Raw genomic sequence first — 11,839 nt, 5'->3', positions numbered from 1 at the left:
CCATTGTCACCTCAACTTACGGGGAGACGGCAATGACAACTGCGAATATCCTGAAAGGCGGCCTTCTGGCCGGTGCGATCATGATGGCAATGGCGGGTTCGGGACAGGCGATGCCCGCCAGCATGGCCCTGGCAGGCAATGCCAGCCCGCCTATCGGACACTACGAATTCTGCAAGGCCAACCCGACCGAATGTGTCGAGGTCGGCGGCGATGCCGGACCGACCATCCTCACCGAGGATCGCTGGAAGGAAATTCTCAAGGTCAATTACGCCGTCAATTCGTCGATCCAGCCGATGACGGATGAGCAGATCTACGGTGTCGAGGAGCGCTGGGCCTATCCGCGCACCGTCGGCGACTGCGAGGATTACGCCCTGCTGAAGCGCAAGATGCTGATCGATGACGGCTTCTCGCCCTCCGACACGCTGATCACCGTCGTGCTGCAGCCGAATGGCGAAGGCCATGCCGTGCTGACTGTTCGTACCGATCATGGCGACTTCATCCTCGACAACATGCGCAACAAGGTGCTGCTGTGGTCGGACACCGAATACACCTATCTGAAGCGCCAGTCCGCCGACGATCCGGCTCGCTGGTCCAAGCTTCAGGATGGCCGCGCCGTCGCGGTCGGTAGCGTCAAGTAAACAGCCTGCCGGTCATTGCCGGTTGCTGCCTGCGGCCCGGTCAGTCCCCGCATCCCGTCCCCCGACCGGTGCCCAAGAGCCGTTCCCGCTGTCCCGGGAACGGCTCGCCCCTTTGAAGATTCCCCACCAGTGCGTTAGTGAATTGTTAACCTAGCCGGTCCGATCATGACGGTGAGAATCATCATCGGCACCGGCGGCTCATGTTCTTCCTGCGGCGGACCGAAACGCGAAGAACCGCCATGAGCCACGCCGCGCACAGCGCACCCGACGAGCAGCCGCTTCTTTCCATGGGGTTTCTCCTCCGCACGATGGCGGTGATTGCTGTCCTGGCGGTCCTGACCATAGCCATCAGCATCGGCGGCCGCTGGTTCGGCCGGCATATCTCGCTTGCCGGCAACACCGACAGCACGGTTGAAATCCAGTTGGCCATCGGCCGCGACACCGTAAAATTCCCCGAGAATACCATCCGTTTCCCGAGTCAAAGGCATGAAGGCGCCGCCGAGCGCATCGATCTTTACCTCGCCTGGCCGGAAATGCAGGGTTACGGCAAGGAAAACCACCTTCGATTCGACGATATCGCCCAATTCTCCGGGTTGATCTTTCTGCAGATCACCCAGAGCACCATGTCGCGCGACATGTCCGGGCGGCTGGAGCCGATCTATTCGCATCTGCTCGAAGGACCGGCCGAGCCCTTCCGCGACGGGCTGACGCTGCACCGTCTTCGCGCCGATGCGGGTTACGGCGACGAGGTGCTGCTGACGGCGCCCGTCAAGGGCGGGCCGGATTACGTCGTGCGCTGCATCTTGCCGTCAGCCCCGGATAAGGCAGCGGGCGGAGATTGTCAGCGCGATATCAAAGTCGGTCGGGATCTCAGCGTTCTCTACCGCTTCTCAAGCAGCCATCTCGACGACTGGGAACATATTGATGCCGCTATCCGCACCTTTGTAGACGCGCGTCTTGTGAACCGTTCTGCGACAAGTCCCTAAAATGCTCTCCGGACAGCGAAATAAACGATTCATCATAAACGGATTGGTAACGCCCAACCGGTAATTTTAGAAGACGAGCTGTGCGGCGGGAGGTGTGCGGTTCCTGCCGAAATCTGAAGTGCCAAATATCTGAAATGCAAGCGAAGAGTGGAATAGTGTCAAGGTCAGTCTCCTCCGTATCATCGTCCCGATTCGGCAGTTTTTTCGCAAGGCTGCTGGCGATCCTTTCGGTGGCCGTCACGATCGTCATGGTCGATTCGGTGAATGCCGAAGCGGAAGCGGCAAATCCGAAATATGCAGGCATCGTCGTCGACGCCAAGACCGGCAACGTTCTCTACAGTGAGAACGCCGACCGGCTGCAATACCCCGCCTCCCTGACCAAGATGATGACCCTCTACATGACCTTCGAGGCATTGGAGCAGGGTCGCATCCGCCTCGATACGCCGGTTCCCTTCTCCGCCTATGCGTCAGCCCAGGCGCCGACCAAGCTCGGCGTGCGCGCCGGCGGCACGATCACCGTCGAGCAGGGCATTCTCGGTCTCGTTACCCTGTCGGCCAATGATGCCGCAACCGCGCTCGGCGAAATGCTGGGCGGCGGCAGCGAGGATCGCTTCGCCCAGTTGATGACCGCCAAGGCGCATGCGCTCGGCATGACGCGCACCACCTATCGCAACGCCAACGGCCTGCCGAATACGGCGCAGATGACGACGGCGCGCGACCAGGCCCGCCTCGGTATCGCCCTTCGCCAGCATTTCCCGCAATATTACGGCTATTTCTCCACGCGCGCCTTCAAGTTCGGCAGCCGCACGATCCGCAGCCACAACCGCCTCGTCGGTTCAGTGCGCGGCGTCGACGGCATCAAGACCGGTTACACCCGCGCTGCCGGTTTCAACCTGGTAAGCTCGGTGCAGGTCGATGGCAAATCGATTGTCGGCGTCGTGATGGGTGGCGCCTCGACGCCCGCCCGCGATGCCCAGATGCGCAATCTGATCGCCACCTATCTGCCGAAGGCATCGAACCGTGGCGGATCGTCGGCGCTGATCGCCCAGGCGGCCCCTGCCCCGACGATGATCGAGACACCCGCTCCGGTCCAGCCCAAGAAGGCTCAGCAAATGGCGAAGACCATCACCGCAGCGCAGCCGGTTTCGGCAGCCGCTGCCGATCTCAGCCTGCCGCACAAAGGCCCGCTGCCGGATGCGCGCTATCAGGTCGCCGAGACCGAGGTCGCCTATGCCGAGACCGCTGCGCCGAAATCCGACAATCCACTGGTAGCACAGCCGATGCCGGCGCCGACCAAGGTCAAGACCATGACCTTCAAGCAGCAGGCAGCGGTCGCCGCACCAAAGCCGACGCCCGCGTCTATGCCGTCGGAACAGGGCGATACGTCGGTCGATAACGTCACCACTGCGTCGACCACTCCCTCCCCGACTCGTGCTGCTTCAACCAGCAATGGACCGACCGGCTGGGTCGTGCAGGTCGGCGTCTCGCCGAGCCGGCAGATGGCCATGGACCTTCTGGAAAGCGCCAGGAGCAAGGGCGGCAAGGCGCTGGCCTCGGCAAAGCCCTTCGCGGTCGCCTATGCCGCTGGTGGTGACCAGCTCTACCGCGCTCGCTTCGGCGGCTTTGACGATCAGCGCCACGCCGTCAACGCCTGCAAGGCCTTGAAGAAGGCCGGCATCAAGTGCTGGGCGGCTGCCCAATGAGCTATTCGATGCTGCCTGCAAGATGGCCGGCGGCATCGGTGACGGCCGGAATCGGTGTTAGCGTTTCCGGCCACCGTTCTTGAACTCGATCAGTATTGCGTACGAGGAAAACAATGGCGATCAACGAGAATGTTCCGGGAATGTCTTCAGACCGCCGCATGGCGGCCAAGGGGCGCTCATCTCTGCATCCGCTACACGAGGCGGCTTTGCGCCTCGCCGAGATCGGCCTGCAGCGTCCGAAGGCGAAGTCTCCGAAGACCCGGGATCTCATCAATCTGCTGCTGTGCCACGGTGCACGCGCCTGGCGCTATTCTCAGCCCGAAGCCCGTATCCATCTCCATGTGACCTCGCCGGATGGCAGAGCGCCGGTGCAGTTGCGCCTGCGCTGAACCCTAAGGGCTAGAGCAGACCAAGGTCCGTAAGCTCGCGGCGAAGATCCGCGGGCATTTCGACAATGCCGGCGCCGAGGCTTGTCAGGTCGCGCGGCACGTCGTCCTCAGTGTAATAACGCCAGCCCTGGAAGGGACGCTTCGGCTGCACGGCCGTCTCGATGACCTCAGGGCCGAGCATCAGGCGGCAGCGTGAAATCCCCTCGCCGTCGGTGAAGGTCTCGATGTCGAGCAGCTTCTGCCTCGCCTGCACCTGCCCCTTGATCACCCAGTAGAGCGAGCCGCCGTCAAGCAGCTCCTCCATACGCTTCGGCGCCATGCGCGTCGTATGCACCGAATGCGGCTCGAGCCCGGCGGCGATGGCACGTAGCGAGCGTTCCGCCACCCATTCGCGCAGATCGTCTATCGAGTCGGCGCCGACGCAGAGTTTGATGAGATGCAATGCCATGCTGCCGTTGAAATCCTTTTGGCAGCGAGCGTCAAGCGTCAAGCACCTGATGTCCACAAACTCAGCATTCGACGACGTTGACGGCAAGACCGCCGGTCGAGGTTTCCTTGTATTTCTCGCTCATGTCGTGGCCGGTCTGGCGCATCGTCTCGATACAGGCATCGAGCGGCACGAAATGCTGACCGTCGCCCTTGATGGCGAGCGAGGCCGCCGTGACGGCCTTGACCGCGCCGAGCGCGTTGCGCTCGATGCAGGGAACCTGCACGAGGCCGGCGATCGGATCGCAGGTCATGCCGAGATGATGTTCGAGCGCGATCTCGGCGGCGTTTTCGATCTGCGCCGGCGTGCCGCCCATGACGGCCGCAAGCCCCGCGGCAGCCATCGCCGCCGCCGAGCCGACTTCGCCCTGACAGCCGACCTCGGCGCCCGAGATCGAGGCATTGTGCTTGATGATGCCGCCGATGGCGGCGGCCGTCAGCAGGTAATCGCGGATGCCGTTCTGGTCCCAATCCTCGTGGAAATGCTCGTAATAGCGGATCGTCGCCGGAATGACACCGGCCGCCCCGTTGGTCGGCGCCGTCACGACGCGCCCGCCGGCTGCATTCTCCTCGTTGACGGCCATCGCATAGACGCTCAGCCAGTCATTGGCGAGCAGCGGGTTGACGCGGTTGCTGCGCCACTCCTCCTCCAGCTTGTCGTGAATCCTGCGGGCGCGACGTTTGACGTTGAGACCGCCGGGCATGATGCCCTCGACCTTGAGGCCGCGCTCGATGCAGGAGCGCATCGCCTCCCAGATACGGTCAAGCCCCTGGTCGAGTTCCTCTTGGCTGCGCTGACTCTCCTCGTTCGCCCGCTTCATCTGGGCGATCGACAGCCCTGAGCGTTCGGCCATCTCAAGCATCTGCTTGGCGGTGGAGAAGGGATAGGGCACACGCGTGCCGCCGGGCGCGTTCTTCTTCGCCCGCATCTGCTCGAGCTCAGTGTCGGTGACGACGAAGCCGCCGCCGACCGAATAATAGATGCGCTTGACCAGAAGCCGGCCGTCTTTGTCATAGGCGGAAAAGACCATGCCGTTGGCATGGCCGGGCAGCGGCTGTTTTTTGTCGAAGATCAGGTCGGTCTTCGGCTGGAACTGATAGGCGGGATGGCCCTCCGGCGTGATGCGGCCGGTGCGCTCCACGGCGTCGACGATGCCGTCCATCCGGTCGGGATCGACGCTGTCGGGCGCCTCGCCCATAAGCCCGAGAATGACAGCCCTGCCCGTGCCGTGGCCGATCCCGGTATGGGCGAGCGAGCCATGCAGGCTGACCTTGATGGCTGTGACCTGCGCGCCCGATGACGGGCGTGGCCATTCGTTCGAGAGGATCAGCTCGAGAAATCGGTTGGCGGCCGACATCGGACCCATCGTGTGTGAGCTCGACGGCCCGACACCGATCTTGAAGACATCGAATACCGAGAGAAACATGGGTGCGCCTTCTGAATACGAGGATGCAAGCTTAAGCGAGGTCGGTTTCGAATCCGTGCAGCACACCGACATCGCATGGAGCCGGTGCGACATTCCGGCTGCACACTGGAGCACCGCGTGTCCAATAGGACGCGCAGGCACTTTGAGTGTGCGCATAATCCTTCCCGAAAATCGAATCCGATTTTCGGGGTCATGCGCTAAACCAAGTAGTCCGCCAATGAAGCCTATGCGGAGGAAGAACTGGTAGCCCTATCTTGACAGTCTGCACCGACTCCCAATGTCCTGCTGACGTCGATGCTAGACGACACCTTTGTAGCTTGGGAGATGGGACACATGGCGCTCAAACGGATGGACAACATAGGAATCGTCGTTGAAGACCTCGGAGAGGCAATTGATTTCTTTGGCGAACTCGGCCTCGAGCTCGAAGGGCGGGCTGCGATCGAAGGAGAATGGGCTGGACGTGTCACTGGACTGGGCGATCAGCACGTCGAGATTGCCATGATGCGCACGCCTGATGGCCACAGCCGGCTCGAGCTCTCCCGCTTCCTCAGGCCGCCTGCTGTCGCGGATCACCGCAATGCCCCGGTGAACGCTCTAGGCTACCTCCGCGTCATGTTCGCCCTTGATGACATCGACGAGACGCTTGAGAGGCTCCGCAAGCGCGGCGCGCAGCTCGTCGGCGAAGTCGTGGACTATCAAGACACCTATCGGCTCTGCTACATCCGCGGGCCTGGAGGGCTTCTCATCGGACTCGCCCAAGAACTTAGCTGAGCTATGCGCGAAGCTTCTCGTCGCGTTCGTCTTGAATGACCGTGCCGTCGGCTCCATCCCGGGGTTCGGGCGTCGTCGAGATTTGTCGTTGATCGGTGATAGTTGACGTTGCGCCGCTCAGCAGGCGCTTTTCGATCTCCTGCAGGCCGAGAATTGCGCGGTCCATTTGGTCGGCCGGAGTTTCGCGCGAAACCAGACGCCAGCGATTATACCGCCATATCAGGACCAGCAGCCGCCGGCCTGGAACCTCTATCGTCTCGTGAATGAACCATGCCCCGGCTACCGCAATGCAAAGCGTCGCCAGGATGAGTGCCGGTTCTGGCATCAAGGCATCAAAAGTCAGACGCGCCAGGAACATGATGGGGACATGGAAAAGGTAAAGTGAAAAGCTGATCTTTCCGAAAAACCGTACTGGTGCAGCTGCCAGGACACGGGTTGCGATAGGCGGCTGTCGAGCGACGAGCCCGACAATGACGGCTGCGGCCACCGCACTTTGCAGGCTCCAAAATTCGGGGGAAAAACCGGGCAAGATATGCCGGTAAGTGAAAAACACCGCCAGAAGGAAAAGCGTTGAAATTCCGGTGAAGGCAGATGGAATCCATCTGTTCCAGTAGGAATGCATGATCCCGGCAAGTGCGCCGAAAAGAAAGTAAGGAAGCTTGGAGACGAGCACTATTCCGGGGCCTGGCAATTCAACCAGGCCATCCACGACGACGGCCACGGTGAGGCCGACGATCATGCCGCTATAGCGGTGCGGCTGGGCCAAGCAAAGCCACAGGACGGGAAAGAGCAGATAGAACTGAATCTCGGGCGGTATCGACCAGAAAACACCACTCGAGCCGAGAAGAAAGACATGGCGCACAAAATCCGTGCCGCCAGCGATCGGCTGAACAAAATCCAGATTTTGCATGCTCGACAGCATCGCTACGAGAACGACGGCCACCAGGTAAACCGGATAGATGCGGGCAAAACGGCTCACAAGAAAATCCAGCACGTTTTCTTTCGTGACCGGCCGTAAGCCGTAAAGATGAGCCATCAGGAAGCCGCTGAGAGCAAAAAACAAACCGACAGCTTCGTCGCCCATCGTCACGAGATGCGGAGCTGTGACCGGAAAGATAAGGCCAATATGGGCTCCGACGACCAGAAGCGCAGCGACACCGCGCAGGCCATCAAGACTCGGGATGTAATCCGGCCGACTCATGGGTCACTTTTGAATTCGGAGTTCAGGTTCAGTCCTCAAGAATTGGCCATGACGACTTTATAAGCGGTTAACGCGGCGCGCTCGTCCGCCGGTTGCAGCCGATTGATGATACGGCTTTCGCTCGGGCGTGAGAATTCCGAGTGCCCGCCCCGAATCCCCAAGCTGACGGATGACCGCATTGCTTTCGTTAGTTCCAGAAGATGCCGGCCGGCGATCCACCAAGCCTTGTCGTTTCCCGACGGCTCGATTATGCCGAACTGCCGCATGGCCGAAAGCACGCGTAAAGCCGCCGAACTCGGCCATGCGGCATAATCCGACTTGCGGCATAGTGGCCGCGTTGATGCGGAGACCGAATCACTGATGACGACGGCGGATTATATCGCTCTGGCTTTCTTTGCCTTTGTCTGGATGGGCTATTCCTGGCTGCTGCATGGCCGCACCTTCTTCGGGCGCACCAGCCTGACCCATGCGATGACCGAACGGCGCCGGGAGTGGATTTACAATTCGCTGCGCCGCGACCTGAAGATGATCGACACGCAGATCATGGCCGGCCTACAGAACGGCACCGCCTTCTTCGCTTCGACGTCGATCTTCGCGATCGGCAGTTGTTTTGCTTTGCTCGGCGCGACGGAGAAGGTCGACGCCGTCTTCGCCGACCTGCCCTTCGTCTTCCATGGCGGCCATGCCGTCTTCGAGATGAAGGTCGGCGGCCTCGCAGCACTTTTCGGCTATGCCTTCTTCAAATTCGGCTGGTCCTACCGGTTGTTCAACTACTGCACCATCCTCTTCGGTTCGATCCCGATGATGCGCGACACCGAGCGCGACGTCATCGCCGCCGAGCGGGCCGCCGAACGCGTCATCCGCATGAACGTCATCGCCGGCAGCAATTTCAACGAGGGCCTCAGGGCAATCTTCCTGTCGATCGGCTATCTCGGCTGGTTCATCAACCCCTATGTCTTCATGCTGACGACGGCAATCGTCATCGTCGTGCTGACACGCCGGCAATTTTTCTCGCAGGCGCGACTGGCGATCATGGATACCGGCCCGCCATCAAATCTCCACCTTTCTGCTATTCGCCGCGATAGGCCGTCGAGCGACGGAAATGATTTGTCCGAGGGACTTTGATGACATTGCCGGCAAGCGAAACCGATGCAACGGCAAAACCGCCGCGCATCGGTCTATTGGATACGGCGCGCGGCATCGCGCTGATCGCCATGGCGAGCTACCATTTCAGCTGGGACATGGAGTTCATGGGCTATCTCGCGCCGGGCACGGCCGAAACCGGCTGGCTGAAGATCTATGCCCGGGCGATCGCCACGACCTTTCTCTTCATCGTCGGCATCAGCCTGGTGCTCTCAAGCATGCCTGAGATTCGCTGGCCCTCCTTTTGGAAGCGTTTCGGCATGATTGCCGCGGCAGCCGCGGTGATCTCGATTGCCACACGCATCGCGATGCCGAACGAGTGGATCTACTTCGGCATCCTGCACTGCATCGCGGTGCTCACGCTCGTCGGCGTCGTTTTTTTGAGACTGCCGCTCGCCGTCACGCTCATCGCTACGCTCGTGCTCTTTGCCGCCTGGATCACCGATAATTTCGGGCCACCCGGCCTGCTTCGCTCATCCTTCTTCGATCCCAGATATCTCGCCTGGATCGGCCTTGCGGTGACGCCGGAACGGTCCAACGACTACGTGCCGCTGTTTCCCTGGGCAACGCCCTTCTTCGCCGGATTGAGTATCGCCTCGATCGCCATCAGAACCAAGCTGCCGCACCGGCTTGCCGCCGTCGGCACCGGCTCCTGGTGGCCGGCAAGGCTCGGCCGCCACAGCCTTGCCTTCTATCTCATCCACCAGCCCGTATTGATCGGCATCGCCTATGGGATTTCCCTCGTCCTCCCGCCGCAAGCCCCGGATTCGGTCGCAACTTACCTAAGGCAATGCAACGCCTCTTGCGTCATGCAACAAGGTGAAGCGCTCTGCCACAGCTTCTGTCAGTGCACGCTAGGGAAATTGCAGGCGCAAGCCCTGTTCACACCGCTGCAGGCGGGCGCGATCGATATACAGAACGACGAGCGGGTTCAGATGATCGCTGCCGAATGCAGCGCCGAGGCGCAATAAACGCCGGCGCTTTTCAGGTGTTGACGCCGATTTCGGCGAGGCGGCCGAGGCAAGTCTCTTCGATAGAGTCGAGTTCCGCCAGCGTGTCGTCGATATCCTTGCGCTTCTGGCGCAGGTCGTCGCGCTTCTCGTCGACGCGCTTCATCAGGAGTTTCAACTGGCCGAGTTCGCCCGGCGGCTCCTTGTAGACCTGGATGATCTCGCGGATCTCCGCGATGGTGAAGCCGATGCGCCGGCCGCGCAGGATTTCCCCGATCAGCCGCCGGTCGGCTTGCCGGAACAGACGGGTGCGCCCGCGCCGCTCCGGATGGATCAGTCCCTCGTCCTCGTAGAAGCGGAGCGTGCGCGTCGAGACCCCGAATTCGCGCGTCAGTTCCGTTATGCTATAATATTTGTTCACCGGCATGTGTTCCCCATCGTCGGACAGACGATAATATTGACTTTTACGTAATAGTCAATTTTTGGGGGTTCAGATGCCGAACCACCATGTGGCGATACCAAGAAAGGCGAAGAAGCCGGTACAGTCCGTCACCGTCGTGACGAAGACGGAAGAGGCGATCGCCGGATCGGCCCCCATCTTGTCGAGCAGCAGCGGCAGCAGGATGCCGGCAAGAGCGGCTGCCATCAGGTTGATGACCATCGCCGCCGCAATCACTCCGCCAAGCTGGTAGTCATGGAACCACGTGCCGGCGATCGCGCCCATGATCGTCGCGAAGACGATGCCGTTGAGGATGCCGACGCCCGCCTCCCTGCGGATGATGCGGCCGGCATTGTAGATGTCGAGATCGCGGGTCGCGAGCGCGCGCACCGTCACCGTCATCGTCTGCGTGCCGGCATTGCCGCCCATCGAGGCGACGATCGGCATCAGCACGGCAAGCGCGATCATCTTCTCGATCGAGCCGTCGAACAGCCCGATGACGCTTGCCGACAGCATCGCCGTGCCGAGGTTGATCAAAAGCCACAGGAAGCGCGAACGCACCGTCGAGAGCACATTGTCCGACAGCTCTTCGTCGCCGACGCCGCCGAGGCGCTTGATGTCCTCGTCCGCCTCTTCGTGGATGACGTCGACGACATCGTCGATGGTCAGTACGCCGACCAACCGGCCGTTTTCGTCGACGACGGCGGCCGAGAGAAGGTCGTATTGCTCGAAGAGCTGGGCAGCCTCCTCCTGGTCCATCTCGGCCGGAACCGGATGGTTGGTCTCACGCATGATCTGCTCGATCTTCGTCTGTCGCTTGGTGCGCAGGATCTGGTCCAGATCGACGGCGCCGAGCAGCTTGAAGGTCGGATCGATGACGAAGATCTGCGAGAAGGAATAGGGCAGATCCTCTTCGTCGCGCATGTAGTCGATCGTCTGGCCGACCGTCCAGAATGGCGGCACGGCGACGAATTCCGTCTGCATGCGGCGCCCGGCCGAGCTTTCGGGATAGTCGAGCGCCCGACGCAGCCGCACCCGCTCGGTGAACGGCAGCTGCGCGAGGATCTCCTCCCGGTCCTCCTTGTCGAGGTCCTCGAGAATGTAGACGGCATCGTCCGAATCGAGCTCGCCGATCGCAGCAGCGATCTGCGCGTTCGGCATCTGGTCGACGATTTCGCGGCGGATCGCCTCGTCGACCTCGGTCAGCGCCGTCATGTCGAAATCGTCGCCGAGCAGCCGCACCAGCGCCAGGCGCTGATCCGGCTGGATCGATTCCAGCAGGTCGCCTATTTCGGATTCATGCAGGCGGGCAACGTTCTGGCGCAGGAACAGCGTGTCACGGTCGGCGATCGCAGCACCGACAAGCGCCAGGAAATCGCCGCGGACATTGCCGTCCTCGTCGTAGATATCGGCTTCCTCGTCATCGGGACGCCGGCGAATGCGGTCTTCCCCATCGGTCGTCGTCATATGCCGCCCTCGCATCTGGTTCGAATTTCAACGACTGCCGCGCCGCATTCGCAAATGTCGGCCGAAAACACATTGTCAACAAGCGGATAAGCGAATCCCGCGCGAGGCTCCCGCAGCCGGAATTCTTGGCCCCTGCTAGCCCAAAGCATCCGTGTCGTAAAGCGGCAAACCGTGCTTCGTGATGACAATGCACGCGGCCGGCGATAGTTTCCTCACCCGTCCAAGCAGAGGAAGCCTGC

The 11,839-nt window shown here is 61.4% G+C and carries 12 protein-coding genes; 7 read left to right on the top strand and 5 right to left on the bottom strand.

The window, feature by feature from the left end; all coding sequences use genetic code 11:
* Positions 1-32 precede the first annotated feature (32 nt).
* From RWJ89_RS12130 to RWJ89_RS12115, 4 genes are all read left to right on the top strand, one after another.
* The gene (locus tag RWJ89_RS12130; protein WP_131665303.1) at positions 33-638 is read left to right on the top strand and encodes a transglutaminase-like cysteine peptidase; all 606 of its coding nucleotides are present in this window, start codon (positions 33-35) and stop codon (positions 636-638) included.
* Between the two features lie 200 nt (positions 639-838).
* Positions 839-1,624, top strand: a complete 786-nt coding sequence (locus tag RWJ89_RS12125; protein WP_131665302.1) for a hypothetical protein — start codon at positions 839-841, stop codon at positions 1,622-1,624.
* A gap of 134 nt (positions 1,625-1,758) precedes the next feature.
* Positions 1,759-3,327 (top strand): serine hydrolase, encoded by a 1,569-nt coding sequence (locus tag RWJ89_RS12120; RefSeq protein ID WP_077978225.1) that lies wholly within the window; start codon positions 1,759-1,761, stop codon positions 3,325-3,327.
* 113 nt (positions 3,328-3,440) lie between these two features.
* The gene (locus RWJ89_RS12115; RefSeq protein ID WP_077978226.1) at positions 3,441-3,716 is read left to right on the top strand and encodes a hypothetical protein; all 276 of its coding nucleotides are present in this window, start codon (positions 3,441-3,443) and stop codon (positions 3,714-3,716) included.
* A gap of 10 nt (positions 3,717-3,726) precedes the next feature.
* Here RWJ89_RS12115 and RWJ89_RS12110 read toward each other — a convergent pair whose 3' ends face one another.
* Positions 3,727-4,164 carry a DUF1489 family protein gene (locus tag RWJ89_RS12110; protein WP_064648306.1) on the bottom strand — a complete coding sequence of 146 codons (438 nt, stop codon included), beginning with the start codon at positions 4,162-4,164 and terminating at the stop codon, positions 3,727-3,729.
* Between the two features lie 61 nt (positions 4,165-4,225).
* Positions 4,226-5,629, bottom strand: a complete 1,404-nt coding sequence (locus RWJ89_RS12105) for an L-serine ammonia-lyase (RefSeq protein ID WP_077978227.1) — start codon at positions 5,627-5,629, stop codon at positions 4,226-4,228.
* A gap of 333 nt (positions 5,630-5,962) precedes the next feature.
* Here RWJ89_RS12105 and RWJ89_RS12100 point away from each other — a divergent pair, with 333 nt between their 5' ends.
* Positions 5,963-6,400, top strand: a complete 438-nt coding sequence (locus RWJ89_RS12100) for a VOC family protein (protein ID WP_077978228.1) — start codon at positions 5,963-5,965, stop codon at positions 6,398-6,400.
* 1 nt (position 6,401) lies between these two features.
* Here the strand turns inward: RWJ89_RS12100 and RWJ89_RS12095 are convergent, their stop codons facing one another.
* On the bottom strand, positions 6,402-7,601 hold the full coding sequence (locus tag RWJ89_RS12095; RefSeq protein ID WP_168283593.1) for an acyltransferase family protein: 1,200 nt from the start codon (positions 7,599-7,601) through the stop codon (positions 6,402-6,404).
* 360 nt (positions 7,602-7,961) lie between these two features.
* Between RWJ89_RS12095 and RWJ89_RS12090 the strand changes: the two genes are divergently transcribed.
* Positions 7,962-8,726, top strand: coding sequence for a DUF599 domain-containing protein (locus RWJ89_RS12090; protein ID WP_168283592.1), 765 nt, complete (start codon positions 7,962-7,964; stop codon positions 8,724-8,726).
* Positions 8,726-9,715 carry a heparan-alpha-glucosaminide N-acetyltransferase gene (locus tag RWJ89_RS12085; RefSeq protein WP_316029517.1) on the top strand — a complete coding sequence of 330 codons (990 nt, stop codon included), beginning with the start codon at positions 8,726-8,728 and terminating at the stop codon, positions 9,713-9,715. The genes RWJ89_RS12090 and RWJ89_RS12085 overlap by 1 nt, the downstream gene beginning before the upstream one ends.
* A gap of 13 nt (positions 9,716-9,728) precedes the next feature.
* On the opposite strand, the gene RWJ89_RS12080 is transcribed toward RWJ89_RS12085, so the two are convergent.
* Positions 9,729-10,121, bottom strand: coding sequence for a MerR family transcriptional regulator (locus RWJ89_RS12080; protein WP_129422434.1), 393 nt, complete (start codon positions 10,119-10,121; stop codon positions 9,729-9,731).
* A gap of 63 nt (positions 10,122-10,184) precedes the next feature.
* Positions 10,185-11,600, bottom strand: coding sequence for a magnesium transporter (gene mgtE, locus RWJ89_RS12075; RefSeq protein ID WP_012757567.1), 1,416 nt, complete (start codon positions 11,598-11,600; stop codon positions 10,185-10,187).
* Between the last annotated feature and the right edge of the window lie 239 nt (positions 11,601-11,839).

It is taken from the genome of Rhizobium sp. 10PS4, from assembly GCF_032464805.1.
Lineage (GTDB): Bacteria > Pseudomonadota > Alphaproteobacteria > Rhizobiales > Rhizobiaceae > Rhizobium > Rhizobium laguerreae.
The sequence above is the reverse complement of the archived record's forward strand: the minus strand, read 5'-3'. Positions and strand labels throughout refer to the sequence as shown.